General features: G+C 74.0%; 23 protein-coding genes. 12 read left to right on the top strand and 11 right to left on the bottom strand.

Going from position 1 to position 24,530, the window contains the following annotated elements; genetic code table 11:
• Nucleotides 1-154 precede the first annotated feature (154 nt).
• From ACFC1X_RS32795 to fxsA, 4 genes are all read left to right on the top strand, one after another.
• Complete coding sequence (locus ACFC1X_RS32795; protein ID WP_122617133.1) at nt 155-595, top strand: Lrp/AsnC family transcriptional regulator; 441 nt, start codon at nt 155-157, stop codon at nt 593-595.
• 76 nt (nt 596-671) lie between these two features.
• Entirely contained in the window at nt 672-2,276 is a 1,605-nt protein-coding gene (locus ACFC1X_RS32790; RefSeq protein WP_376360807.1) for an amidohydrolase, read from the top strand.
• Between the two features lie 525 nt (nt 2,277-2,801).
• A complete protein-coding gene (locus ACFC1X_RS32785) occupies nt 2,802-3,650 on the top strand; it encodes a polyprenol monophosphomannose synthase (protein ID WP_376360805.1) in 849 nt (282 codons plus the stop codon).
• A gap of 46 nt (nt 3,651-3,696) precedes the next feature.
• Nucleotides 3,697-4,269 carry an FxsA family membrane protein gene (fxsA, locus tag ACFC1X_RS32780; RefSeq protein ID WP_376360802.1) on the top strand — a complete coding sequence of 191 codons (573 nt, stop codon included), beginning with the start codon at nt 3,697-3,699 and terminating at the stop codon, nt 4,267-4,269.
• A 118-nt stretch (nt 4,270-4,387) separates the two neighbouring features.
• Here the strand turns inward: fxsA and ACFC1X_RS32775 are convergent, their stop codons facing one another.
• The 4 genes from ACFC1X_RS32775 to ACFC1X_RS32760 form a co-directional block, all read right to left on the bottom strand.
• Nucleotides 4,388-4,762 carry an RNA polymerase-binding protein RbpA gene (locus tag ACFC1X_RS32775; protein WP_003977404.1) on the bottom strand — a complete coding sequence of 125 codons (375 nt, stop codon included), beginning with the start codon at nt 4,760-4,762 and terminating at the stop codon, nt 4,388-4,390.
• A 277-nt stretch (nt 4,763-5,039) separates the two neighbouring features.
• A complete protein-coding gene (locus ACFC1X_RS32770; RefSeq protein WP_376360799.1) occupies nt 5,040-6,386 on the bottom strand; it encodes an MFS transporter in 1,347 nt (448 codons plus the stop codon).
• 53 nt (nt 6,387-6,439) lie between these two features.
• On the bottom strand, nt 6,440-7,207 hold the full coding sequence (locus ACFC1X_RS32765) for a glycerophosphodiester phosphodiesterase (protein ID WP_376360797.1): 768 nt from the start codon (nt 7,205-7,207) through the stop codon (nt 6,440-6,442).
• Nucleotides 7,204-7,872 carry a YitT family protein gene (locus tag ACFC1X_RS32760; RefSeq protein ID WP_376360794.1) on the bottom strand — a complete coding sequence of 223 codons (669 nt, stop codon included), beginning with the start codon at nt 7,870-7,872 and terminating at the stop codon, nt 7,204-7,206. Before ACFC1X_RS32760 ends, ACFC1X_RS32765 begins: the two co-directional genes overlap by 4 nt.
• Nucleotides 7,873-7,973: 101 nt before the next feature.
• Here ACFC1X_RS32760 and ACFC1X_RS32755 point away from each other — a divergent pair, with 101 nt between their 5' ends.
• The gene (locus tag ACFC1X_RS32755) at nt 7,974-9,476 is read left to right on the top strand and encodes a PLP-dependent aminotransferase family protein (RefSeq protein ID WP_376360791.1); all 1,503 of its coding nucleotides are present in this window, start codon (nt 7,974-7,976) and stop codon (nt 9,474-9,476) included.
• A 176-nt stretch (nt 9,477-9,652) separates the two neighbouring features.
• Here ACFC1X_RS32755 and ACFC1X_RS32750 read toward each other — a convergent pair whose 3' ends face one another.
• Together ACFC1X_RS32750 and ACFC1X_RS32745 are read right to left on the bottom strand one after the other, a co-directional pair.
• Nucleotides 9,653-11,434 carry a hypothetical protein gene (locus tag ACFC1X_RS32750; RefSeq protein WP_376360788.1) on the bottom strand — a complete coding sequence of 594 codons (1,782 nt, stop codon included), beginning with the start codon at nt 11,432-11,434 and terminating at the stop codon, nt 9,653-9,655.
• A 52-nt stretch (nt 11,435-11,486) separates the two neighbouring features.
• Complete coding sequence (locus ACFC1X_RS32745) at nt 11,487-11,681, bottom strand: hypothetical protein (RefSeq protein ID WP_003977410.1); 195 nt, start codon at nt 11,679-11,681, stop codon at nt 11,487-11,489.
• A 271-nt stretch (nt 11,682-11,952) separates the two neighbouring features.
• Here ACFC1X_RS32745 and ACFC1X_RS32740 point away from each other — a divergent pair, with 271 nt between their 5' ends.
• The 5 genes from ACFC1X_RS32740 (at nt 11,953) to ACFC1X_RS32720 (ending at nt 17,427) form a co-directional block, all read left to right on the top strand.
• On the top strand, nt 11,953-12,345 hold the full coding sequence (locus ACFC1X_RS32740) for an ankyrin repeat domain-containing protein (protein ID WP_234958228.1): 393 nt from the start codon (nt 11,953-11,955) through the stop codon (nt 12,343-12,345).
• Nucleotides 12,346-12,677: 332 nt separating this feature from the next.
• Nucleotides 12,678-14,096 (top strand): HEAT repeat domain-containing protein, encoded by a 1,419-nt coding sequence (locus tag ACFC1X_RS32735; RefSeq protein WP_376360783.1) that lies wholly within the window; start codon nt 12,678-12,680, stop codon nt 14,094-14,096.
• Between the two features lie 198 nt (nt 14,097-14,294).
• Entirely contained in the window at nt 14,295-15,422 is a 1,128-nt protein-coding gene (locus ACFC1X_RS32730) for a glycosyltransferase family 4 protein (protein WP_376360780.1), read from the top strand.
• Nucleotides 15,419-16,576 (top strand): glycosyltransferase, encoded by a 1,158-nt coding sequence (locus ACFC1X_RS32725; RefSeq protein WP_376360777.1) that lies wholly within the window; start codon nt 15,419-15,421, stop codon nt 16,574-16,576. The genes ACFC1X_RS32730 and ACFC1X_RS32725 overlap by 4 nt, the downstream gene beginning before the upstream one ends.
• Nucleotides 16,573-17,427 carry an SGNH/GDSL hydrolase family protein gene (locus ACFC1X_RS32720; RefSeq protein ID WP_376360775.1) on the top strand — a complete coding sequence of 285 codons (855 nt, stop codon included), beginning with the start codon at nt 16,573-16,575 and terminating at the stop codon, nt 17,425-17,427. Before ACFC1X_RS32725 ends, ACFC1X_RS32720 begins: the two co-directional genes overlap by 4 nt.
• A 57-nt stretch (nt 17,428-17,484) precedes the next feature.
• On the opposite strand, the gene ACFC1X_RS32715 is transcribed toward ACFC1X_RS32720, so the two are convergent.
• The 5 genes from ACFC1X_RS32715 to ACFC1X_RS32695 are packed head-to-tail and all read right to left on the bottom strand — an operon-like array spanning nt 17,485 to nt 21,936.
• Complete coding sequence (locus ACFC1X_RS32715) at nt 17,485-18,354, bottom strand: biotin-dependent carboxyltransferase family protein (protein WP_376360772.1); 870 nt, start codon at nt 18,352-18,354, stop codon at nt 17,485-17,487.
• Nucleotides 18,351-18,986, bottom strand: coding sequence for an allophanate hydrolase subunit 1 (locus tag ACFC1X_RS32710; RefSeq protein WP_376360770.1), 636 nt, complete (start codon nt 18,984-18,986; stop codon nt 18,351-18,353). The genes ACFC1X_RS32715 and ACFC1X_RS32710 overlap by 4 nt, the downstream gene beginning before the upstream one ends.
• On the bottom strand, nt 18,983-19,741 hold the full coding sequence (locus ACFC1X_RS32705) for a LamB/YcsF family protein (RefSeq protein ID WP_376360767.1): 759 nt from the start codon (nt 19,739-19,741) through the stop codon (nt 18,983-18,985). Before ACFC1X_RS32705 ends, ACFC1X_RS32710 begins: the two co-directional genes overlap by 4 nt.
• Before the next feature lie 45 nt (nt 19,742-19,786).
• Entirely contained in the window at nt 19,787-20,620 is an 834-nt protein-coding gene (locus ACFC1X_RS32700; RefSeq protein ID WP_376360764.1) for a putative hydro-lyase, read from the bottom strand.
• Nucleotides 20,617-21,936, bottom strand: a complete 1,320-nt coding sequence (locus ACFC1X_RS32695) for an MFS transporter (protein ID WP_376360761.1) — start codon at nt 21,934-21,936, stop codon at nt 20,617-20,619. Before ACFC1X_RS32695 ends, ACFC1X_RS32700 begins: the two co-directional genes overlap by 4 nt.
• A gap of 119 nt (nt 21,937-22,055) precedes the next feature.
• Here ACFC1X_RS32695 and ACFC1X_RS32690 point away from each other — a divergent pair, with 119 nt between their 5' ends.
• Nucleotides 22,056-22,754: a GntR family transcriptional regulator gene (locus ACFC1X_RS32690; RefSeq protein WP_376360758.1), complete on the top strand. Its 699-nt coding sequence runs from the start codon at nt 22,056-22,058 to the stop codon at nt 22,752-22,754.
• A 148-nt stretch (nt 22,755-22,902) separates the two neighbouring features.
• Nucleotides 22,903-24,429, top strand: a complete 1,527-nt coding sequence (locus ACFC1X_RS32685) for a hypothetical protein (protein WP_234958217.1) — start codon at nt 22,903-22,905, stop codon at nt 24,427-24,429.
• Nucleotides 24,430-24,530: the final 101 nt, after the last annotated feature.

The following is a 24,530-nucleotide window of genomic DNA, read 5'->3' as shown; positions in this document are numbered from 1 at the left end:
GTGTGGTCTTCGTCACATGCCGTGCGCAGGTGCCCCGTCCGGCGGATTTGTCCCCGCCCCGAACGCGGCCGACGCCCCGTCACATCACGAACCGGACGTGCCCCGGACCGCTCAGGTATCCGAGGAGATCAACCGCACTGTAGGTTCTTGCGCCATGGAGGAGCTGGACCGACAGATCGTGCAGCTGCTCGTCAAGGACGGGCGGATGAGCTACACCGACCTGGGCAAGGCCACGGGCCTGTCCACGTCGGCCGTGCACCAGCGGGTGCGGCGGCTGGAACAGCGCGGCGTCATCCGCGGGTACGCCGCGGTCGTCGACCCCGAGGCCGTCGGGCTGCCGATGACCGCCTTCATCTCGGTGAAACCCTTCGACCCCAGCGCCCCCGACGACATCGCGGACCGCCTGGCCGGCGTCCCCGAGATCGAGGCCTGCCACAGCGTGGCGGGCGACGAGAACTACATCCTCAAGGTCCGCGTCTCCACGCCGCACCAACTGGAGGAACTGCTCGCCCGGGTGCGCTCCCTGGCCGGCGTCTCGACCCGGACCACCGTGGTGCTCTCCACGCCCTACGAGGCCCGCCCGCCACGCGTCTGACCCCCGGCCGGCCCGGCTCGCCCGCGTGGCCGCCCCGGCTGCCGGGCGGCCCCCGTGAGGGGCGAGACTGGTGTCCATGAGTGAGACCACCACCCCGTCCTCGACCGTCCTGCTGCGCCGCGGCGAGGTCCACAGTCCCGCCGACCCCTTCGCCACGGCCATGGTCGTCGAGCGCGGCCAGGTCGCCTGGGTCGGCTCCGAGGGCGCCGCGGACGCCTTCGCGGACGGCGTGGACGAGGTGGTCGACCTGGACGGCGCCCTCGTCACCCCGGCCTTCACCGACGCACATGTGCACACCACCGCGACGGGTCTCGCCCTCACCGGTCTCGACCTCTCCGGTGCCCCCACCCGGGAGGCCGCCCTCACCCTCGTACGCGACTTCGCCGCCGCCCGCCCGGACGACCGCGTTCTCCTCGGACACGGCTGGGACGCCGCCCGCTGGCCCGACGGCCTGCCGCCGACCCGCGCCGAACTCGACCGGGCCACCGGCGGCCGGCCCCTCTATCTCAGCCGTATCGACGTCCACTCGGCCGTCGTCACCACCGCCCTGCTCGATCTGACCCCCGGCCGGGTCGCCCGCGTGGACGGACCGCTCACCGGCGACGACCACCACGCCGTACGCGCCGCAGCGCTCGGCGCCGTCACCCCGGCCCAGCGCGCCGCGGCCCAGCGCGCGGCCCTCCGGCACGCCGCCTCCCTCGGCATCGGAACCGTTCACGAATGCGCAGGCCCGGAGATCTCCTCCGAGGACGACCTCACCGGTCTGCTGCGCCTCTCGGCCGAGGAGGCAGGCCCCCGGGTCATCGGCTACTGGGCCGAACAGGACGTCGACAAGGCGCGCGAGCTGGGCGCGGTCGGGGCGGCCGGCGACCTCTTCGTCGACGGCTCCCTCGGCTCGCACACCGCGTGCCTGCACCAGCCGTACGCCGACGCCGCCCACACCGGCACCGCCCACCTGGACACCGCCGCGGTCGCCGCGCACGTCGTCGCCTGCACCGAGGCCGGCCTCCAGGCGGGCTTCCACGCCATCGGGGACGCCGCCGTGGCCACCGTGGTAGAAGGGGTCCGCGCCGCCGCCGACAAGGTCGGCCTCGCCCGCCTGCGCGCCGCCCGCCACCGCGTCGAGCACGCCGAGATGCTCACCCCCGAGACCGTCGCGGCCTTCGCCGAACTGGGCCTCACCGCCTCCGTCCAGCCCGCCTTCGACGCCCTCTGGGGCGGCGAGGACGGCATGTACGCCCGGCGGCTCGGCGCGGAGCGGGCCCGTACGCTCAACCCCTTCGCGGCCCTGCTGCGCGCCGGGGTCCCGCTCGCCTTCGGCTCCGACAGCCCGGTCACGCCCCTCGACCCGTGGGGCACCGTCCGGGCCGCCGCCTTCCACCACACGCCGGAACACCGGGTCTCCGTGCGCGCGGCGTTCACGGCGCACACGCGCGGCGGCTGGCGGGCGGTCGGGCGCGACGACGCGGGAGTGCTGGTGCCGGGCGTGCCCGCCGACTACGCCGTGTGGCGCACCGGCGAACTCGTGGTCCAGGCTCCGGACGACCGGGTGGCCCGCTGGTCCACCGACCCGCGCTCCGGCACCCCGGGCCTGCCCGATCTGACCCCGGGCCGGGACCTGCCCGTCTGCCTGCGCACCGTCGTGGGCGGCCGGACCGTGTTCGTACGGCCGGGCGAGTGATCTCGACGGCCGACGGGGCGATGATCTTCGGGCGGGTCCGACCTGCGTGTCCTCCGCGCTGACCTGGGCTTTGACGCAAAAGGCGCAGGTGGAACGGCTGTTGACAGCCGACGGCCGGGGGCCGGTAGGTTCGGCCGGGTCCACCACCGGACGCCCGACCGGGGAATCTTCCGCGAACCGTCGCGGCGCCGCTGAGTCAGGGACGGTGTGCCGCACCGGTGCACCGCCACTGGCAGCCAGGCTCAGCGCCAGCGCCACGACGAGGGAACTTCCGGCCGGTCGGGAGGTGTGACCCCGGGTGGGGCCCGGGCGCTCAGTAGACAACGGCTTTCGGTCGACCCGCAGCCAGCGGGCCCCAGGTCGGCCCGAAGGGCGCCGGGCCCCCATCCGCCGCGCAAACGGTCCTAAACGGCCATCCCTACCCCGGTCTTGGGAAATCGACACCACCGTACGCACGTCCTGTCACGTCACCGCAGGCGGCGGCGATTAAGGTGGTGCTCTGCGTACGGACACGAAGGGGCAGTGGTGAACGACGGCGACGGGACGCCCGCGGCGGCGGGGCAGGGGAGGCGGTTCGGTCCCCTGGGCACGGTCCTGGTGATCATCCCGACCTACAACGAGGCGGAGAACATCAAGGCGATCGTCGCGCGCGTGCGCGAGGCGGTCCCCGAGGCACACGTGCTCGTGGCCGACGACAACAGCCCCGACGGCACCGGCAAGCTCGCCGACGAGCTGGCGGCGGAGGACGATCACGTCCAGGTCCTGCACCGCAAGGGCAAGGAGGGCCTGGGCGCCGCCTACCTCGCGGGCTTCCGCTGGGGACTGGAGCACGGCTACGGCGTGCTGGTCGAGATGGACGCCGACGGCTCCCACCAGCCCGAGGAACTGCCCCGGCTGCTGACCGCCCTCAAGGGCGCCGACCTGGTGCTCGGCTCCCGCTGGGTGCCCGGCGGCCGGGTGGTGAACTGGCCCAGGTCGCGCGAGATCATCTCCCGCGGCGGCAGCATGTACTCGCGGATCGCGCTCGACCTGCCGCTGCGCGACATCACCGGCGGCTACCGCGCCTTCCGCTCCGAGACCCTGGAGGGGCTCGGACTGGAGGAGGTCGCCTCCCAGGGCTACTGCTTCCAGGTCGACCTGGCCCGCCGGGCGATCAAGGCCGGATACCACGTCGTCGAGGTGCCGATCACCTTCGTCGAGCGTGAGCACGGTGACTCCAAGATGAGCCGGGACATCCTCGTGGAGGCGCTCTGGCGGGTCACCACGTGGGGCGTGGGGGAGAGGGTCGGCAAGGTCCTGGGGCGCGACAAACAGCCCGATACGCCGGCCGTGCGGGGCGACAAGTCGACACAGGCGTCCGACCGGAACGCCTGATCATCCCCTTACGCCGCGCTGAGCCGGGGCCAGGCACACTGGGGGTATGACGACTGGCGCTCAGACCCCCAGGTCCCCCGGCCGGCCTCCGCGCTCCCGGCTGCGCACCTTCCTGCCGCTGGGCATCGCCGCCTGGCTCGTCCTGGAGATCTGGCTGCTGACCGTGGTGGCCGGTGCGTCCAGCGGCTTCGTGGTCTTCCTGCTGCTGGTCGCGGGCATCGTCCTCGGCTCCGTGGTCATCAAGGCGGCGGGCCGCCGGGCCTTCAGGAACCTCACCGAGACGCTGCAGCAGCAGCAGTCCGGCGTCCCGCCCGAGGCCCGTCCGAACAGCGAGGGCAACGGCCTGATGATGCTGGGCGGGCTGCTCCTGATCCTGCCCGGCCTGATCTCGGACGCGCTCGGCCTGCTCATGCTGCTGCCCCCGGTGCAGAAGGCCGTCAGCCGCTCCGCGCAGCGCACGGTGGAGCGCAGGATCCGCGAGGCCGGCCCGGGCACCCTGGGCGACGCCTTCCGCCAGGCCCGGATGCACCGCCCGGACGGCAAGGTGGTCCAGGGCGAGGTCATCCGGGACGATCCGGACGACGCGCCGCAGGGCCCCCGCCCGCCGCTGACCCACTGAGCCCTCCGGGGGCGCGCCGGATCACCCGGCCCCCCGGACACACCAAAACCGCGGGTGCCGCACGTGAAGCTCACGTACGGCACCCGCGGTGTTCGGTGTTGTCGCCTACGGTTTCCCGTTACGCACTCTTGCGGCTGTCTCGCGGATGGACCGCGATGTTCATCGCGCCGGAGCGCAGCACGGCCAGCCGCTCCTCGAGGACCTCTTCGAGCTCCTCGCGGGTGCGCCGCTCCATCAGCATGTCCCAGTGCGTACGCGCGGGCTTGGCCTTCTTCTCCTCAGGGCCGTCGCCGTCCACCAGGAGTGCCTGGGCCCCGCAGACCTTGCACTCCCACTCCGGCGGGATCTCCGCCTCGACCGAGAAGGGCATCTCGAAGCGGTGCCCCTTCTCGCATGCGTACTCCACGGCCTGGCGCGGGGCCAGGTCGATGCCGCGGTCCGTCTCGTAGCTGGTCACCACGAGGCGCGTGCCGCGAAGAGCTCGCTCACTCATGAATCGTGCCTCCCGGGCTTGTCGCCCACAGGACAGGTGTCGCTGTCGTCGTCATCCGGTCAACGTCCGGGCGGCGGTAAAGATTCCCGTCCCGACTCCCGATCCGGGCCCTGCGTCGCCGTCGCAGCCGCAGCCTTGCAACCAGTGCAGTACCCGCCGACGTCCGGTTTGTCACCTCTGCTAACAGATGTGACATTGCGTTTCGGCACCTTTGACGCGCAGTAACGGTCCGCCTGGCAGGCCAAACGCGTACACTACAGCCCTTTCGCGCCGAGTGCTAAATCCTTTCGGGTACCGGGTTGCCCGCGTCGCCGATCGCACGCCGCACCGGCACCCGTGCGAGCAGCACGAAACCGAGCACGAAGAACGCCACCAGCGAGATGATGGCGTCCCGGTAGCTCCCGGTCAGCTGGTAGGTGAGCCCGAAGAGCAGCGGCCCGAGCCAGCTCATCCCGCGGTCGCTCAGCTCGTACGCCGAGAAGTACTCGGCCTCCTTGCCGGGCGGCACCAGGTGGGAGAAGAGGGAGCGGGACAGCGCCTGGCTGCCGCCCAGGACCAGCCCGATCCCGGCGGCCAGCACGAAGAACCACACGGGCTCCCCGGCCGGCAGGAAGTACCCGGCGGCGAGGGTCACCGTCCAGGCCACCAGTGACCCGAGGATCGTCCGCTTGGCCCCGTACGTCCTGGCCAGCCGCCCCAGGGCCAGCGCGCCCACCACCGCGAGCACCTGGACCAGCAGGACCGCCACGATGAGGGTGGACTGCCCGAGGTCCAGCTCCTCGGAGCCGTAGACCGACGCCTGGGTGATCACCGTCTGGATGCCGTCGTTGTAGACGAGGTACGCCAGCAGGAAGGCCAGGGTCAGCGGGTGGCGGCGCATGTCGCGGATCGTCGCCGCGAGCTGCTTCCAGCCGGTTCCCGCGGCCTCACGCGCGGGAGTGCGGCGGTCGCGCAGCCGTCGTAGCGGGATGAGCGCGAAGGCGCCCCACCACAGTCCGGCCGACGCCAGGCAGATGCGGACCGCGGCGCTCTCGCTCAGTCCGAAGGAGTCGTGGGCGGTGTAGAGGATCAGGTTCGCGATCAGGACCATGGCCCCGGCCGCGTATCCGAAGGCCCACCCGCGCGAGGAGACGGCGTCGCGTTCCTCGGGCGGTGCGATCTGCGGCAGGTAGGAGTTGTAGAGCATCATCGCCACGGACTGCGCGGCGTTGGCGACGACCAGGAGCACGCCGCCCAGCAGATAGCGGTCGCCGTCCAGGAAGAACATCCCCGCCGTGGCCGCGGCGCCGGTGTACGCGGCCGCGGCCAGCAGCGGCTTCTTGCGGCCCGAGCGGTCGGCCGCGGCCCCCACCAGGGGCATCACCAGGACCGCCACGATCACCGACAGGGACACCGAGTACGCGAAGAAGGACCCGGCGCGCACCGGTATCCCCAGCGGATGGACGTACCCGTCCCCGTCCGCCGCCGACTCGGCGACCGACGTCAGGTAGGGCCCCAGGAACACGGTGAGCACGCTCGTCGAGTAGACCGAGCACGCCCAGTCGTAGAAGTACCAGCCGCGCTGTTCGCGCCGCCGGCCGGCGGCCCCGTCGGCCGCGTCCGTCCGCAGGGTGTCGGTGCCCACCCGTGCCCTCGCTTCCCCGTGCGCGCGCAGCGCCCCGGGCGACCGGCCGGGACTCAGGCCCAGACGCCGCGGTCCTCCATGACCTTGCGCAGTGTGTCGATGTGATCGGTCATGATGCCATCCACTCCCAGGTCCAGGAGCCGGTGCATGCGGTCCGGGTCGTTCACCGTCCAGACGTGCACCTGGAGGCCGCGCGCGTGGGCGGCGCGCAGGAAGCGGCGGTCCACGACCCGGATGCCCGACTGGACCTCGGGAACCTGCGCGGCCACCGGCGAACGGCGTGGGGCGACCGGAACACCCCACGAGCGCAGCCGGAGGCCCAGGATGCCGCGGATGCCGTACGAGGTGGCCAGGCGCGGTCCTGCCAGGCGCTGGGCGCGCACCACGCGTGCCTCCGAGAACGAGCCGACACAGACCCGGTCCCAGGCGTTCGTCCGCCCGATCAGCTCCAGGAGGGGCACCAGCGCGGGCTCCGCCTTCACGTCGATGTTCCAGCGCACCTCGGGGAACGTCTCGAGGAGTTCCTCGAAGAGCGGCACCGGCTCCTCGCCCGCCACGCGCGCGTGGCGCACCCGCTCCCACGGAAGGTCGGCGATCCGCCCGGCCCCGTCGGTCACCCGGTCCAGGGTCGCGTCGTGGAAGGCGACGAGCCTCCCGTCGCGCGTGGCGTGGACGTCGGTCTCGATGTACCGGTAGCCCGCCTCGACCGCCCGCCGGAACTGCCGCAGCGTGTTCTCCAGACCGTCCGCCGACCCGCCCCGGTGGGCGAAGGCGATCGGGCCGGGGTGGTCGAGGTAGGGGTGGCGTATCGGGGTGGTCACCGACGCAGTATCGCGCGCCGGGGTTCACCGGCGGCAACCACCGTGCTGCCGGAAGGTGCCGGGAGCACGGCGAAGACGCGCAGGAACACCTGGGCGAGCGGGCCGATCGACACCGCGTACAGCAGGGTGCCGAGACCGACCGTGCCGCCGAGGGCGAAGCCCGTGACCACGACGGTGATCTCGACGGCCGTGCGCACCAGGCGTACCGAGAGGCCCGTGCGCCGGTTCAGGCCGGTCATCAGGCCGTCGCGCGGGCCGGGGCCGAACCGCGCGGCGATGTACAGCCCGGTCGCCGCCCCGTTCAGGACGATCCCCGTCACCATGGCGGCGATCCGCAGCGGCAGCCCCTGGGCGTCCGGCAGGACGGACAGCGTCGCGTCCATCGCCGCGCCGATCACCAGCACGTTGGAGACCGTGCCGAGGCCCGGCCGCTGGCGCAACGGGATCCACAGGAGCAGCACGGCGGCGCCCAGGACGGTCAGCACCACGCCCATGGACAGGCCGGTGCGTTCCGCCAGTCCCTGGTGCAGGACGTTCCACGGCTCCAGGCCGAGTCCCGACCGGACCAGCAGCGCCGAACTCGCGCCGTACAGCGCGAGTCCGCCGTAGAGCTGGGTCAGCCGCCGTGTGAGGTGCCTGTGCCGGACCTCGGCCTGCCTGGACAAAATCTGCCCCCTGTGTGGTGGTAGTGGCCTGCTGCATGACACCCTGTGGCTTGAGAAGGAGACGCAACCATGGCCAATTCCGGAAAGGTGGACTGATTTCCATGGCGCAGTGGACCTCGGCCGTGGGGGCCGGTCAGCTCGCCCGGCTGCTCGGCTCCCAGCAGGACCGCCCCGCCGGGCCCGGCACCCGCCGCCCGCCCGCCTACCGCGCGCTCGCCGACGGCATCCGGCTGCTGGTCCTCGAAGGCCGCGTCCCGGTCGCCGCCCGGCTGCCCGCCGAACGCGAACTGGCCCTTGCCCTGACGGTCAGCCGTACCACCGTCGCCGCCGCCTACGAGGCGCTGCGCGCGGAGGGCTTCCTGGAGTCCCGGCGCGGCGCGGGCAGCTGGACCGCCGTACCGGCCGGGAACCCGCTGCCGGCGCGCGGTCTCGAACCGCTGCCGCCCGAGGCGCTCGGTTCGATGATCGACCTGGGCTGCGCGGCGCTCCCCGCGCCGGAGCCCTGGCTCACCCGGGCCGTGCAGGGCGCCCTGGAGGAGCTGCCGCCCTACGCGCACACCCACGGCGACTATCCGGCGGGACTGCCGACGCTGCGCGCGATGATCGCCGAGAGGTACACCGCGCGCGGGATCCCGACCATGCCCGAGCAGATCATGGTGACCACGGGGGCGATGGGCGCGATCGACGCCATCTGCCACCTCTTCGGGGGGCGCGGAGAGCGGATCGCCGTGGAGTCGCCCTCCTACGCGAACATCCTCCAGCTGATGCGGGAGGCCGGCGCCCGGCTCGTCCCCGTCGCGATGGCCGAGGGGCTGACCGGCTGGGACGTCGACCGCTGGCGCCAGGTACTGCGCGAGGCCGCTCCGCGCGTCGCCTACGTCGTCGCCGACTTCCACAACCCCACCGGCGCGCTCGCCGAGGAGGACCAGCGACGCCGCCTCGTGGACGCGGCCCGGTCGGCGGGCACGGTGCTCGTGGCCGACGAGACGATGAGCGAGCTGTGGCTGGACGACGACGTGGAGATGCCGCGGCCCGTGTGCGCCTTCGACCCGGCCGGGTCCACGGTCGTCACGGTCGGTTCCGCGAGCAAGGCCTTCTGGGCCGGGATGCGCATCGGCTGGGTCCGCGCCGCGCCGGACGTCATCCGCAGCCTGGTCGCCGCGCGGGCGTACGCCGACCTGGGCACGCCCGTACTGGAGCAGCTGGCCGTGAACTGGCTGTTCAGCACCGGCGGCTGGGAACAGGCCGTGGCGGTGCGCCGCGAGCAGGCCAGGCAGAACCGGGACGAGCTGGTGGCGGCGGTACGGCGGGAGCTGCCCGACTGGGAGTTCGAGGTGCCCAGGGGCGGGCTCACCCTGTGGGTGCGGACGGGCGGCCTCTCCGGCTCCCGGCTCGCGGAGGCGGGGGAGCGGGTGGGGGTACGGGTCCCGTCCGGTCCGCGCTTCGGGGTCGACGGCGCCTTCGAGGGGTACGTCCGGCTGCCCTTCACCGTCGGCGGCGCGGTGGCCGAGGAGGCGGCGGCCCGGCTGGCCGCGGCGGCCCGCCTGGTGGAGAGCGGCGGAGCGGGGAGTGGCGGCGAGGCACCGCGGACGTTCGTGGCGTAGCTGGGTTCGGCGGGGCGTGGCGGTCGGTGGACGCGCGGCCGGGGCGGAGCGGTGGGTCGCGCGGCCCGCCCCCGGCCACGGGGGTGGGGTGGGTGGGCGCGGGGGGGGGGGGGGGCCGGGCTCCGCGCGGCGGCGGGGGAGCGGTGGGTCGCTCCGCCCCGGCCGCGGTCACCTTCTCAGGAGCTCTCCGCCGCGACGGCCTTGACGGGGACCGGCTCCGCGGGGACCGGCTCCGCCGTCGCGGGCTCAGCCATTGCCTCCGGCCCGCCCGGTGCCTCGGGCGTCTCCGTCGCGACCGGCGTGGGTTCGGGCTCCGTCGGGGCCTCCTCCGGCTCGGTCCCGGTCGGTGCCGAAGGGTCCTTCTTCTCCATCGACACCGCCTTGGCCTCCGCCGTCGCCTCCGCCGCCTCCGCCTCCGCGGGGACCGGCGCCTGCTCCCCGTCCGCCGGGGTCGTGCGCGGGGGGAGCAGGTCGAGCACCGCCTGCCGTTGGGTGTCGCTCGTGGCGTCGTCGTAGGGGTCGGGGGTGGCCGGGACCTGGAGGCGGTGCACCGCTCCCGCGCCGAGGCGGGCGTACCCGCGACCGGGGGGAACCTGGTCGACGGGCGTGGTGTGCGGGGGAGCGCCCAGCGCGGCCGTCAGTTCGTCCGCCGTGGCCGGGCCGAGCACCACACGCGCGCGTGTGTGCTGCCGTACGCCGTCACTGAGGCCCTCCAGGGCGTCCAGCTGGTCGGCGACGACCACCGTCACGTGCGCGGCGCGGCCGTGCCGCAGGGGTACCTGGAGCAGGGACTGCGGGTCCCTGCGGCCTTCGGCCGTGGCGAGGTGCGTGAAGGCGCTCGGACGGTCCAGGAAGACCCACAGGGGCCGCCGGGTGTCGTCCGGCGCGGGCTGCCCCTCCTGACGGGCCCGGTTGACGGAGATCAGCCGGCGCTCGGTCTCGGCGGCGGCCCACTCCAGGCTGGTCAGCGCCCCGGTGAGGCCGGACTCGACGGCCAGGACGCCGTCCCGGCCGACCAGGCAGGCGTACTCACCGGTGCCGCCGCCGTCGACGATCAGGATGTCGCCGTGGTGCAGCGCCTGGAGGGCGACCGAGCGCAGCAGGGTGGAGGTGCCGGTGCCGGGCTGACCCAGGACCAGCAGGTGGGGTTCGGTCGAGCGGATGCCGGTGCGCCAGACGACCGGCGGTACGTCGCGCCGCTCCTCGCCGTGGGTGAGCGGGAGGGTGCGCTGGACCCGGGTCGGGTCGGTGAAGCCGAGGACGGTCTCGCCGGGCGCGGTGACGAAACGCTGGGCGGCGATGTCGGTGGGGAGCGCCGCGAGCACGTCGACGGTGAGGTGGTTGGCCTCCTCGTCCCACGTGAAGTGGTACTCCCGGCCCCGGCCGGACTTCGCGGTGAGCAGGTGCTCGATGCGGGTCCGGGAGCCGGTCTCCCCGTCGGTGAAGTAGGCGGGGTAGCGGATCACCAGGTGGGTGAAGCGGCCGCCGTCGTCGAACTCGTAGGCCGGGAACGCCTTCTCCCAGGCGCCGCCATGGGCGTACAGGGGGTCGGGGTCCTCGGCGAGCGAGAAATACGGGACCAGGGCCTCGTAGAGGGACTGGAGGCGCTGGGTCTGGGAGTCGTCGGGGCCTTCCGGCGTCGCCGGGGTGCGGTCCCTGCCCTGCCAGGCTGCCGCCGCCATCAGGGCGATGACGGCGAGCAGCGGGCCGTACGGCACGAGTGCCACGACCAGGACCACCGAGGCCACCAGGAACAGCAGCGCACCGCGCCGGTCCTTGGGGGTCTCGGTCCATCTGCTCCGCCCGGCGGCGGCCAGCCTGCGCAGACCGCGGCCGATCGTGATCAGCGGCTGGAGGACGTCGGTGGCGCTGTCGGCCGCCGTCCGGGCCAGCACCCGGCTCCGGGCGAGCTGTGCGCCGCCGTTGCTCAGAATGCGGGGGAGGGGCCGCCGGGCCACTGCTGCCTCCTGGAAGTGCGTACGTGGGGGTGTGGGGTGGGGGAGAGGGCCGTCAGAACTTGATTCCGCCTAGGAGGCCCGCCAGGCTCTCGCCGCCCGCCTTGATGCTCGGCGCGATGGCCGTACTCGCGAGATAGAACCCGAACAGGACCGCGACCAGCGCGTGCGAGGCCTTGAGGCCGTCCTTGCGGAAGAAGATGAAGACGACGATGCCGAGCAGGACCACGCCTGAGATCGAGAGGATCATGTGAGTTCTCCTGGTTCACGGGGACAGTCACCATGAGTACTTCCAGGCTCACAGCATGTATCCATACGATAAAAGGTGCAAATGGGGGAAATTCGGCAGAAATACCCTGATTGGCGGCGTGTTTGTTGGGCCGGATGAGTGCTTCGCGAGCCAGTACCCTGGCGATTCACTCGTACGGCAGCACCGCTCGCCGCCGTACGTGGCAGTACCCGGGCAGTACCCACGCAGCACCCGCAGTCCCCAACGTTCGTATTGAGAGGCGGTCCGGCCGATGAGTGAAGCCCCCGACCCCGAGGTCGTGGAGCTGGCGACCAAGATCTTCGATCTGGCCCGGCAGGGGCGGGCCGAAGAGCTGGTGGCGTATGTGGACGCCGGCGTTCCGGCCGATCTCACCAACGACCGCGGTGACTCCCTCGTCATGCTCGCCGCCTATCACGGCCACGCCGACGCGGTACGCGCGCTGCTGGGCCGCGGCGCCGACGCCGACCGCGTCAACGACCGGGGTCAGACCCCGCTCGCCGGAGCCGCCTTCAAGGGTGAGACGGAAGTGACGAAGGCGCTTCTGGAGGCCGGCGCGGACCCGGCCGCGGGCACCCCGTCGGCCGTCGACACGGCGCGGATGTTCGCCCGGACGGACCTGCTGGAGCTGTTCGGCGCCCAGTGACCGGACGGCGGTCCGGATCCTCCGCGGATTCGATCCGCCCGTTCTGACCAGGTAGAACACTGAAAACGGGGGAGGCGGTACAGGGCCGCCGAAATTTCGGTCGCGGCAGATGTGACCGCCGGGCCATCATGACGACGTGGTTCACGGACGTGATGGCTGGGCAGGTGTTGCCGCACCGCGCGGGCCGTGACACGGCTCGCAAGGGCCACCGACGAGAGGCAGGAACATGGTCTTCAGCAAGCAAGAGACGGCGGGCGCTCCGACGTGTTGGCGCACGGCCAGGTAACGCGTGTTTCCCGGTTGCGTCGACGCTTGATGTGAGGCTGTTTCCCATGTTCGATCCGGTCATAGCGCCCAGCGGTACGCTGCTCGGCCTGCTTCAGCGGGGTCGCGGCGACGGCACGCTGCACGCGCTCACCGCCCCGCGCCCCGAAGCGCTGGCGGCTCTGAACCATTGCGTTCTCCACGACCCCCGCCACGACTGGCAGGTCGAGAACCGCTCCCTCTACTACGCCCGCCTCTACCTCGACCTCCATGGCGAGCTGGACGCGATCGAGGCCCACCTCTTCGACCCCGAGGACGTCCTGGACGCCGACGAGTCGCGTACCGGGCTGGCCCTCGCCGTCCTCGGGCACCTCGCGTCCTACGGCAGGCTGGACGCGCTCGAACTGCTGCGCCGGTACGCCGCCCACGGCGTCAACTGGGCGTGGGCCCTGGACGAGCTGGCGCTGCGCGACGACGACGCCGGGCTGCGCGCCCTCGCCGCGCCCGTGCTGGCGCGTTTCCCGCGCGATCCCGAGGGCGAGGCCGAGCTGGCCGTCGCCGTGCGGGACGCCTTCGAACCACGGCCCTGGCGGCTGTGGGCCGACGATCCCCGCGAATCGATCGCCACGCGTGTGCGTGCCGCCCACGAGACGGGCAGCTTCGACCGCTGGCAGCGGCAGATGAATCCCACCGGCCCGCGTCCGGGCTGGAGCGTGCGGGCCGTGTTCGAGTGGGCCGAGCAGGGCATCGAGCGCGGCGCCGTGCTCCACGTGCCGGCCGCCCGCTGCCTCACCGCCGTCGCGGGACCCGAGGACCGGCCCGAGATCGTCGAGGCCGCCCGGTCCGGCACCGAGGGCGCCCGCGGCACCGCCCTGCACTATCTCGCCGACGCCAATGATCCCGACGTGCTCGACCTGATCGAGGGGGCCGCGACCACCGGCCCGACCCCGGTCGTGGAGGCCGCCGTCGCCGCCTACGAGCGCATGCGCAGCCTCGCCGCCGTCGACCGGGCCCGCGGCTGGGTGCACCGCCCCGACGCCCTCGGCGCCGCCGCCGGACGGGTGCTCGCCTGCCGGGGCGCGGCCCAGGACCGCGACCTCGTCCTCGCCGCCCTGCGGGAGGCCGTACGCGGCGAAGGCCCCGACGCGCCGACCCTGTGGACCCTCGTCGACGGCACCGGGCGCCTCGGCATCGCCTGTGCCGCCCCCGTGCTGCGCCACATCTACCGCGAGACCGCCTCCTCCCATCTGCGTGGCCGGGCCGCCCGTGCGCTGGCCGCCACCGACCCGTCGTTCGCCGCGGGCTTCGCCATCGAGTGCCTGTGGGACTGCGAGGAGACCACCCGCGAGGTCGCCGCCCGCCACGCCGAGACCGGCGACAACCGGGTCGTCGAACGGCTGCGCAGGCTGGCCGCCGATCCGGCCGAGGAGGACGAGGTCCAGACGGCCGTACGCAGCCGCTTCGGACCGGACGCGCCCGCCGTGTGAGACGCCCCGAGGACGGTGGCGCCGGACCGCGCACGGTCCGGCGCCACCGTCCCCGCGTGAACGACGGATGGCGCGCGGGCCCGCCGGACATGGCCGTCCCCCGACCCGCCCGGTCGCACGGGCAACGCTCATGGGACGTTTCCCGGCCGGAAAGATCGACGTTGACGCGAGCACGTCCAGTCCGGCGACAACACCGGTATGCGTGTCGTCATCGTGACCGAATCCTTTCCCCCCGATGTGAACGGCGTCGCCCACTGCGCGCTGCAGACCGCCCGGCACCTCGTCGACCGCGGTCACGACTGCGTCGTCGTCGCACCGGCCACCGCCGCCGGCCACGCGGCGGACGCCTCCGCTCCGTGCCCGCTCGTCCGCGTCCCCTCCCTCCCCCTCCCCGGCTACCCCCAGGTCCGCGTCGCCTTGCCCAGCCGGCGCGTGGCCGCCGCCATCGCCGAACACCGCGCGGACGTCGTCCACCTGGCCAGCCCCTTCGTCCTCGGCGTCCGGGGCATGACCGCCGCCGCCCGCCTCGGCGTGCCCGCCGTGGCCGTCTACCAGACCGACCTCGCCGGCTACGCCCGCACCTACATGGGGGCGGGCGAGGCGGCCGCCTGGCGCCGCATCCGCTCCGTGCACGCCGCCGCCGACCTCACCCTCGCCCCCTCCAGCGCGGCCCTGCGCGACCTCCGGGCGCACGGCGTGCCCCGGGTCGGCCTGTGGCCGCGCGGAGTGGACACCGTCCGCTTCCGGCCCGACCGGCGCGACGAGGAGCTGCGCCGCGGGCTCGCCCCGACCGGCGAGCTGATCGTCGGCTACGTCGGCCGCCTCGCCCCCGAGAAGCAGGTGGAGCTGCTGTCCGGCGTCTGCGCACTGGAGGGCGTGCGCGTGGTGGTCGTCGGGGACGGGCCCAGCCGGCCGGGCCTGGAACAGGCGCTGCCCGGCGCCGTCTTCCTCGGCCGCCGCACCGGCGAGGAGCTGGCCCGGGTCTTCGCCTCCCTGGACGTCTTCGTGCACACCGGGCCCTTCGAGACGTTCTGCCAGACCGTCCAGGAGGCCATGGCCAGCGGCGTGCCCGTCGTCGCCCCCGCGGCCGGCGGCCCGCTCGATCTGGTGGCCCACGGCAGCACCGGGCTGCTGGTGCCGCCGCGCGACGCCGCCGCCGTACGGGACGCGGTGTGGTCGCTGTCCGCGGACCCCGTACTGCGGGCCGCGTACGGGGCGGCCGGCCGGGCGAAGGTCGAGGGGCGCACGTGGGCGGCGGTCGGCGACCGCCTGATCGGGCACTACAGGGACGTGCTGGCCTCGCGGAAGGCGGTGCTGGCGGCATGAACGCGCTGCGGATCGTCCGGCTCGCCAACTTCGTCGCACCCGCCTCGGGCGGCCTGCGCACCGCGCTGCGCGAGCTGGGCCGGGGATACCGGGCGGCCGGACACGACCCCGTCCTCGTCGTCCCGGGCGAGCACGCCGACGACCGGGAGACCGAGCAGGGCCGGGTGATCACCCTCCCCGGGCCGCTCCTGCCCGGCACCGGCGGCTACCGCGTCCTGACCGACAGGCGGCGCGTGAGCGCGCTCCTGGCGGATCTGGCGCCCGACCGCCTGGAGGTGTCCGACCGCACCACGCTGCGCTGGACCGGCCGGTGGGCCCGGCGCGCCAGGGTCCCCGCCGTGATGGTCTCCCACGAGACCACCGACGGCGTGCTGCGCACGTGGGGCCTGCCCGAGCCGGCCGCCCGGCGCGCCGCCGACGCGCTCAACATCCGTACGGCGCACACCTACGCGCGCGTGGTGTGCACCACCGAGTTCGCCGAGCGGGAGTTCGTCCGGGTCGGCGCCCGCAACGTCGTACGGGCCCCACTCGGCGTCGACCTGGCCGGGCGGCACCCCTCGCTGCGCGACCCGGGTCTGCGGGCCCGTTTCGCGCGCGGGGACGAGGTCCTGCTGGCGACGTGCTCCCGGCTCTCCGTCGAGAAGCGGCCCGGCACAGCTCTGGACGCCCTCGACACGCTCCGGCGGCGCGGCGCCCGGGCGGTGCTGGTGGTGGCCGGTGACGGACCGCTGCGGGCGCGGCTCGAACAGCGGGCGCGGGAGCGCGGGCTGCCGGTGACCTTCCTCGGTCACGTCGCCGACCCCGGACTGCTGGGCGCGCTCCAGGCGTCCGCCGACGTGTGCCTGGCCCCCGGACCGGCCGAGACCTTCGGGCTCGCCGCGCTGGAGGCGATGGCCTGCGGCACACCCGTGGTCGCGAGCGCGTCGTCGGCGCTGCCCGAGGTGATCGGCTCCGCCGGGGCCGTCGCCGCCGACCACGGGGAGGCCTTCGCGGACGCCGTGGAGTCGCTGCTCGGACGCCGGGAGGCGGACCGCCGCGAGAAGGCACGCGCGCGTGCCGAGTGCTTCGGCTGGGACACGGCGGTCGAGGCGTTCCTCGCCGCGCACGACGCGGCCGTCCCCACGCGCCCCGCGCTGCCGGAGACCGTGTCATGAGACGCCTCCGCTTCGTGGCCCTCGGCGACTCGCTGACCGAGGGCGTGGGCGACCCCGTGGGGCACGGCTGGCGGGGCTGGGCCGCGCTGCTCGCCACCGGACTCGCCGAGCAGCCCGTCCTCTTCACCAACCTCGCCCGCAGCGGCGCGCAGACCGGTGACGTGGCCGAGCGGCAGCTGCCGGCCGGCCTCGCCCTGCGCCCCGACCTCGTGTCCGTCGTCGTCGGCGTCAACGACACCCTGCGCCGCACCTTCGACCTCGGGGCGGTCGCCGCCCGCCTCGACACGGTGTACGCCGCCTGCACCGCGCGCGGCGCGCTGCTGCTCACGGCGTGTCTGCCGGACCCCGGGGCGATGCTCGGGCTGCCGGACGCGCTCGCCCGTCCACTGGCCCGGCGGCAGCGGGCGGTCAACGCCGTGGTGCACGCCCTGTCCGACCGGTACGGGGCGGTGCACCTGCACGCGTGCGAGGGCGGCTGGACGACGGACCGCTCGATGTGGAGCGCGGACCGGCTGCATCCCGGCGAGCGGGGCCACCGCCAACTGGCCCTGCGCTTCCACGCACTGCTCGCCGAGCGCGGCGTCGCCACCGGTCCCGCGCCCTCGCCCGACAACGAGTTCGCCGCCCCCACCCGGGCGGCGAGTCTCTGGTGGCTGGCCACCGCCGGCACCGGCTGGGTGGCCCGGCGCTGCACCGACCTGCTGCCCCAACTCCTGACCCTGGCCGCCGGCGAACTGCGCCACCACGCGCGCGGGACGAGCGCCCGGCTCGACCTGCGCACGTCCGCGGCGGTCACCGCCGCCCTCGCGGGGCTCTCGTCGAACGGTGGACGGGAGGCGGAGGCGGCCTGAGAGCCGCCGCTGGAGGCGAAGGGGACGTCCAGTGCCGGGCGCACCTCCACCTCCGCGTCAGCTCCCGCGTACCGCCACGAACCGCACCGGCGTCCCCGGCACTGCCTGGGCCGCCGCCGGGAGGTCCCGGGAGCGGACGACGCCGATCACCGGATAGCCGCCGGTCGTCGGATGGTCGGCCAGGAACACCACGGGCCGGCCGTCCGGCGGCACCTGGACCGCGCCCAGCACCATGCCCTCGCTGGGCAGTTCGCCCGCGCGGGCACGCTCCAGCGAGGGTCCCTCCACGCGCAGTCCGATGCGGTTGCTCGCGGCCGACACCCGGTACGCGCGCGAGGTGAACGTCCGTACCGCCTCCGGCGTGAACCAGTCCGCGCGCGGGCCCGGCGTCACCCGCAGGATCAGCTCCGCCGGGGGCGCCGGCTGCGGGGCGACGTCCACACACGCGTGCCGCCCGCGCGGCCGACCCAGGGCGAGCACCATGCCGTCGGAGAGAGGCGGCGGACCCAGGCCGGACAGCAGGTCGGTGGAGCGGCTGCCGAGCACCTGCTCGACGAGGACGCCACCGGAGACGGCCACATAGGAGCGGACGCCTGAGCCGGCCGACCCCACGTCGAGCAGCGCGCCCGCCGGCACACCCACCGGCGCGCCCCAGGACACCGGCCTGCCGTCCACCGTCACCGGGCAGGGCGCGCCACCGACCGCCACGGTCACCGCGCACCGGGGGCGCAGGGCGCAGCCGGTGAGGGTGGTCTCCAGGACGGCCGCGTCGGGCGGGTTGCCGACCAGCCGGTTGACCAGCGCGGCGGCGGGCGCGTCGAGCGCCCCGGAACGCGGGACGCCGAGGTGCGCGTGACCGGGGCGGCCCCGGTCCTGCACGGTGGTCAGGGCCCCGGCCCGGACGACGGCGAGCGCGCGGTCCGTCATGAGTCGCCCTGCCGTCCGTGGGGTCCTTCGGGAACGAACCGGACGCGTGTGCCGGGCGACAGCAGCGCCGCGGGCACGCGCGTGTGGTCCCACAGGACGGCGTCCGTGGTGCCGATCAACTGCCAGCCGCCCGGCGACGAGCGCGGGTACACGCCCGTGTAAGGACCGGCCAGCGCCACCGAACCGGCCGGGACGGCCGTGCGCGGGGTGTCCCGGCGCGGCACGTCGTACCGCGCGGGAAGGCCGGTCAGATAGCCGAAGCCGGGCGCGAACCCGCAGAAGGCGACCCGGAACTCGGTGCCCGCGTGGATGCGCGCCACCTCCTGCGGCGTCACCCCCCAGTGCGCGCCCACGTCGGCCAGGTCCGGGCCGTCGTAGCGGACCGGGATCTCGACGACGTCCCCCGCGCGCGGGGGAGCGGGCGGAACCTCGGCGGCGGTCAGTTCGGCCGCGAGCCGGGCCCGGTCGGCGACGCCGTCGAGCAGGACGGTGCGTGCCGCCGGGACGATCTCCCGCGCGGCGAGCGCGCCCTCCGCGCGGCGCCGCAGCAGCTCCACCCGCAGCGCCTCCGCCTCCTCGCCCGAGGAGACCTCGACCAGCAGGGCGTCGTCGCCGACCGGCAGGACGTTCATGCGAAGGCCTCCACCCGGACGCCCGACGCCTCCAGGCGCTCCCGCACCCGGCGGGCCAGGTCCACCGCGCCCGGCGTGTCGCCGTGCACGCACAGGGAGCGGGCGTGGACCTCGACCACCGCTCCCGACCGGGCGGTGACCGTGCCGGAGCGGGCCAGCTCCACGGAGCGGGCCACGACGGACTCGGGTTCGGTGACCACCGCGCCCTCCTGCCCGCGCGGCACCAGCGTGGCCTGGTCGGTGTACGCCCGGTCCGCGAACGCCTCCGGCACGGCAGGCAGTCCCGCCCCCGCGGCCCGCTCCAGGACACGCGAGCCGGGCAGCCCGAGGACGGGCAGCGCGCCGCCCGCCAGGAGCACGCCGTCGACGACCGCCGCGGCCTGCTCCTCGTCCCGGACCACCCGGTTGTAGAGGGCACCGTGCGGTTTGACGTACGCCACGCGCGTGCCCGCCGCGCGGGCGAAGACCTCCAGGGCGCCGATCTGGTAGGCCACCTCCGTCGCCAGCTCGGCGGGCGGCACGTCCATGGCGCGCCGTCCGAATCCGGCCAGGTCCCGGTAGGAGACCTGGGCGCCGACCGTCACGCCCCGCTCGGCCGCCAGCTCGCACACCCGCCGCATGGTGGCCGGGTCACCGGCGTGGAAGCCGCACGCGACGTTGGCGCTGGTGACGACGGAGAGCAGGCCCTCGTCGTCGGTGAGCCGCCAGCGGCCGAAGCCCTCGCCGAGGTCGGCGTTGAGGTCGATCGAGGTCATGTCTCCAGTGTCTCCGCTCTCGGGCGCCCGCAGGGGCGTCCGGGGTCAGGCGACGCGGTACTGCTCGTCGCGCGCGTCGGTGAGGAACATCTGCCCCGGCGCGTGGGTCACGGCGAAGGGCGGCCGCGAGGCCATGACGGCCGCCTGAGGGGTCACCCCGCAGGCCCAGAACACCGGGATGTCGTCCGGCTCGGCGTCCACCGCGTCGCCGAAGTCGGGCCGGCCCAGGTCCTCGATGCCGAGCGCCGACGGGTCGCCGCAGTGCACCGGGCTGCCGTGCACCGCCGGGAGCAGGCTGGTCTCGTGGATCGCCGCCGACAGGTGCGCGGGCGGCACGGGCCGCATCGACACCACCATCGGGCCGTGCAGCCGCCCCGCCGGACGGCACTGACGCGTGGTGACGTACATCGGGACGTTGCGGCCCTGCTCGACGTGCCGGATCGGGACGCCGGCCGAGGCCAGCGCCCACTCGAAGGTGAAGCTGCACCCGATCAGGAATGTCACCAGATCGTCCCGCCAGTGCGCCCGCACGTCCGTCGGCTCCGCCACCAGCTCGCCGTCCCGCCACACCCGGTAGCGCGGCAGATCGGTGCGCAGGTCCGCGCCGTCGGCGAGCACCGTGGTCCAGGACCCGGCGTCGGTGACGTCGAGCACCGGACAGGGCTGCGGGTTGCGGGTGCAGAACAGCAGCATGTCGTACGCCCAGTCGGCGGGCACCGAGATCAGGTTGGCCTGGGTGTGGCCCGCCGCGACCCCGGCCGTCGGGCCGGCCAGCCCCTCCCGGAAGAGGGAGCGGGCGGTCTTCGGGCTCCACGCGTGCGCGTGCCGCTCGACGAGGGCCAGCGGCCGGTCCTCGGCCACGTGCTGTGAGTGCTTCACGCCAGTTCCTTTCCGCGCGTCTCCGGCAGCCACAGCAGAGCCAGCGCCGCGATGCCGTAGCCGATGGCACCGAAGACCAGCGCGCCGCCCACGCCCCAGCTGTCGGCCAGGAAGCCGACCGTGGTCGGGAAGACGGCGCCCACGGCGCGTCCGGTGTTGTACGTGAAGCCCTGGCCCGCGCCCCGTACCGCCGTCGGGTACAGCTCACTCAGGTACGAGCCGAAGCCGCTGAAGATGGCCGACATGCAGAAGCCGAGCGGGAAACCGAGCACCAGGAGCAGGGTGTTGGCGCCGTCGGGGATGTTGGCGTACGCCAGGATGCAGACCGCCGACAGCAGGGCGAACAGCCAGATGTTGCGTTTGCGGCCCAGCACGTCGGTCAGGTAGCCGCCGGTGAGGTAGCCGATGAAGGCGCCCGAGATGAGGAAGGTCAGATAGCCGCCCGTGCCGACGACCGACAGGTCGCGTTCGTCCTTCAGATAGGTCGGCACCCAGGTGGCGAGGGTGTAGTAGCCGCCCTGGACGCCGGTGGAGAGCAGGCTGGCGAAGAGCGTGACGCGCAGCAGGCCGGGCGCGCCGGCCGTACCGGGCTTGAAGATCGCCGCGAAGGAGCCCTTGCTCGCGCCCTGCTCCCGGATCTCGGTGGCCTTCGGCGCGTCGTGGACGCTGCGCCTGACCCAGACCACGAGCAGCGCCGGCAGCGCGCCCGTCCAGAACATGACCCGCCAGGCCAGATCGTCGCCGACCAGTGAGAACACCAGCGTGTACACGACCACCGCGAGCGCCCAGCCCACGGCCCAGGAGCTCTGGATCGCGCCGAGGGTACGGCCCCGGTGCTTGGCACTCGCGTACTCGGCCACCAGGATCGCGCCGACCGCCCACTCGCCGCCGAAGCCGAGCCCCTGGAGGGCGCGGAAGACCAGCAGCGTCTCGTAGTTGGGGGCGAAACCGCACGCCACCGTGAACACGGCGTAGGTGATCACGGTGAGCAGCAGCGCCTTGACCCGGCCGACGCGGTCGGCCAGGACGCCCGCGAGGGCGCCGCCGATCGCCGAGACGACCAGGGTGACCGTCGTGAGCAGGCCGGTCTGGCCGCTGTCCAGATTGAAGTACGCGGCCAGCGCCACCATGGTGAGCGGCAGTGTGAAGTAGTCGTAGGAGTCGAGGGCGTACCCGCCGAACGCGCCGCCGAAGGCGCGACGGCCCCGCGGGCCGAGGGCGCGCAGCCAGCCGAAAGCGCCGTCTTCAGTGCTGTGTTCATCCGTGCCGGGACGCGCCTCGGTGGACAGGGCCCGTGGGGGAGGGGTTGTGCTCATGGGCACCTCGCAGGGGGAGGACGGAGGGTGCGTGCACTTCCTGGCACCGTAGGGGATTGTTCAACGATCCCTCAATACCCCTGTTGTTTCGTTCTGGTATCTGCGATTGAATTCCGGGCATGGCAGAGCAGTTGACGGGACTGGCAGACGACCGCGCCCTCCTGGGCCGGACCAGCACCGCCGAGCGGGTCTCGGACATCCTCAGGAGCCGGATCGCCGAGGGCTACTTCCCGCCCGGCACCCGCCTGTCCGAGGACAGCATCGGCGGCGCGCTCGGCGTCTCCCGCAACACCCTGCGCGAGTCGTTCCGCCTGCTCACCCACGAACGCCTGCTCGTCCACGAGCTGAACCGGGGCGTCTTCGTCCGGGTCCTGACCGTCGAGGACGTCGAGGACATCTACCGCACCCGCTCCCTCGTCGAGTGCGCCGTCGTACGCGGCCTCGGCAGGCCCCCCTACGCCCTCGAAGGGCTCGCCGAGGCCGTCGAGGACGGGCGCCGGTCGGCCCGCGAAGGTGACTGGAAAGCCGTCGGTACCGCCAACATCCACTTCCACCGGGAACTGGTCGCCCTCGCCGGCAGCGAACGCACCGACGAGCTGATGCGCAGCGTCTTCGCCGAACTCCGCCTCGCCTTCCACGTCGTGGACGACCCGCGGCGCCTGCACGAGCCGTACATCGCACGGAACGCGGAGCTTCTGGCGGCCCTGGAGAACGGCGAGCGGGAGACGGCGGAGCGCCTGCTCGCGGTCTACCTCGACAACTCGCTCAAGCGCGTCGTGGAGGTCTACCTGCGGCGGGTCGGGGACGACACCCCCTAGATCCCGTGCTCGCCCCGCCGCGCCGGCCACGGCCCTGGTCCCCGCCGGCCCGGCCACGCCCCCGGTCCCCGCGGCCGGCGGCCTGCCGTGTCGGGGCGCATCTGCCTCGTTTGGGTCGATGTCAGACCGAGGACCTAGTCTGTGCACCGTGACTTCGCCTGCACCGACGGACAGCGTTCCGCCCCAGCTCAGCGCGGGGCCGCGCCCTGCCCCGGGCCCGGCCGCCGACGAGGGACTGGCGCGGCGGCTGCGCGCGCTCGCCTGCACGGCGCCGCTGCACGACCTGGACGCCCGCAAGGCCAACCTCGCGGGCGAGTACTCGGTGTACGGCATGGCCGAGGTCGCCCTCGCCGCCATCGACCTCGTCACGCTGAACATGGACTTCGACACCGGCGCCGACCACGACCAGATAGTGGCCAGGCTGATCCCGCGCGTCGCCGCCCAGGCCCCGCGCCGTCCCGCCGCCGAGCACGAGCGGGTGGCCCGCTGGGTCCTGGAGAACCTGATCAACGTCGGCAGCGTCGACCGCGGCTTCCGCGCGGTCTACGGCACCTTCGGACCGGACGGTACCTACGTCCGCCGGGACTACGACTTCAAGCTCCTGGAAGAGGTCCCCGGCCCCGGCGGCACCGTCTACCTGCGCACCACGGACGAGGCGGTCAACGTCCTGGTCGGCGCCCTGGACACCGACGTCACCAGCGCCCAGATCGCCGCCGAGGTCAAGCTGGAGGTGCTGATCAGCCGGGGCCGCCTCGCCGACGCCCAGCTCGCCGCCGAACAGGCCCGGTACCGGACCGTGCAGTACTCCGAGACCCTGCGCCGCGCCCTGGACGCCACCCGGCGCAACGTGCGCGCGGTGGACTGGCTGAGCGCCGTCCCCGACATGATCGCCGAGGCCCTGGACCACGTCGCCGACCGTTACCGGCACGAGAACGCGATCCTCACCAACATCCGCAAGGCCCGCGACGAGTCCGAGGACCAGGAGCACAAGCGCCGCGCGGCCGAGCTGGTCGACATCGTCAAGGACTGCATCCGCCGCCACACCCAGCTCCAGTCCCGCCTCCTGGAGGCCGGCCCCCTCTTCCGCGCCGAACAGGACCGGCAGGCCTTCGCCACGCCCCTGACCACCTCCGGCCTCGATCTCTACGGCCATCTGGTCGCCCCCGTCCTGCCGTTGCCCCTGGAGCGGGCGCTGCGCGTCACCGACGCCTTCTTCGCCCGCGGCACCGGACTGCGCACGCCCGTCTCCGTCCGGGTCGGCGACCTCGTCGACATACTCCTGACCCCGCCGGTGGAGCGGGAGCACCTGGGCGCCGAGATGCCGGAACCCGACCTGATCGCCACCCCGGACGACAGCCGCTTCAGCGAGGAGCAGCTCGCGGCCGCCATGGAGCTGCTCGACCTCCCGCACGACGCCCCGCGCCGGCTGTCGGGACTGCTGGCCGACGCCCGCGCCCAGGACCCCGAACTGCCCTACCTCGTCGCCCTGCTGGCCGTGCACGCGGCCAGCCCGCCGGTCGGCACCGCCTACCGGCAGGGCGAGCCGAAGCTGCTGTTCGCCGTGGACGACGGCACCGAGCTGGACGACCACGAGTTCGGCGGCGCCGACCTCATCGTCGGCACCGCGCTGCTGGACGCGGCGGGCATGGCCGCCGCACGGACGGAGGCGGCATGACGGCCTCCCACCGCCACACCCGCCACCGCCGCACGCCCCGGCGATCCGAACAGCACGAGCCACCGCCCAGCCACGAGCGCCAGCACAGCAAGGAGTACCGA

The organism is Streptomyces sp. NPDC056128 (assembly GCF_042263835.1).
Classification (GTDB): Bacteria; Actinomycetota; Actinomycetes; order Streptomycetales; family Streptomycetaceae; genus Streptomyces.
The sequence above is the reverse complement of the archived record's forward strand: the minus strand, read 5'-3'. Positions and strand labels throughout refer to the sequence as shown.

Bases quoted from the DNA above. Each gene is read 5' to 3' on its own strand.
- ACFC1X_RS32795 (WP_122617133.1), top strand. From the start codon at position 155: ATGGAGGAGCTGGACCGACAGATCGTGCAGCTGCTCGTCAAGGACGGG.
- ACFC1X_RS32790 (WP_376360807.1), top strand. From the start codon at position 672: ATGAGTGAGACCACCACCCCGTCCTCGACCGTCCTGCTGCGCCGCGGC.
- fxsA (WP_376360802.1), top strand. From the start codon at position 3,697: ATGACGACTGGCGCTCAGACCCCCAGGTCCCCCGGCCGGCCTCCGCGC.
- ACFC1X_RS32775 (WP_003977404.1), bottom strand. From the start codon at position 4,762: ATGAGTGAGCGAGCTCTTCGCGGCACGCGCCTCGTGGTGACCAGCTAC.
- ACFC1X_RS32755 (WP_376360791.1), top strand. From the start codon at position 7,974: ATGGCGCAGTGGACCTCGGCCGTGGGGGCCGGTCAGCTCGCCCGGCTG.
- ACFC1X_RS32745 (WP_003977410.1), bottom strand. From the start codon at position 11,681: ATGATCCTCTCGATCTCAGGCGTGGTCCTGCTCGGCATCGTCGTCTTC.
- ACFC1X_RS32740 (WP_234958228.1), top strand. From the start codon at position 11,953: ATGAGTGAAGCCCCCGACCCCGAGGTCGTGGAGCTGGCGACCAAGATC.
- ACFC1X_RS32735 (WP_376360783.1), top strand. From the start codon at position 12,678: ATGTTCGATCCGGTCATAGCGCCCAGCGGTACGCTGCTCGGCCTGCTT.
- ACFC1X_RS32730 (WP_376360780.1), top strand. From the start codon at position 14,295: ATGCGTGTCGTCATCGTGACCGAATCCTTTCCCCCCGATGTGAACGGC.
- ACFC1X_RS32725 (WP_376360777.1), top strand. From the start codon at position 15,419: ATGAACGCGCTGCGGATCGTCCGGCTCGCCAACTTCGTCGCACCCGCC.
- ACFC1X_RS32720 (WP_376360775.1), top strand. From the start codon at position 16,573: ATGAGACGCCTCCGCTTCGTGGCCCTCGGCGACTCGCTGACCGAGGGC.
- ACFC1X_RS32715 (WP_376360772.1), bottom strand. From the start codon at position 18,354: ATGACGGACCGCGCGCTCGCCGTCGTCCGGGCCGGGGCCCTGACCACC.
- ACFC1X_RS32710 (WP_376360770.1), bottom strand. From the start codon at position 18,986: ATGAACGTCCTGCCGGTCGGCGACGACGCCCTGCTGGTCGAGGTCTCC.
- ACFC1X_RS32705 (WP_376360767.1), bottom strand. From the start codon at position 19,741: ATGACCTCGATCGACCTCAACGCCGACCTCGGCGAGGGCTTCGGCCGC.
- ACFC1X_RS32695 (WP_376360761.1), bottom strand. From the start codon at position 21,936: ATGAGCACAACCCCTCCCCCACGGGCCCTGTCCACCGAGGCGCGTCCC.
- ACFC1X_RS32690 (WP_376360758.1), top strand. From the start codon at position 22,056: ATGGCAGAGCAGTTGACGGGACTGGCAGACGACCGCGCCCTCCTGGGC.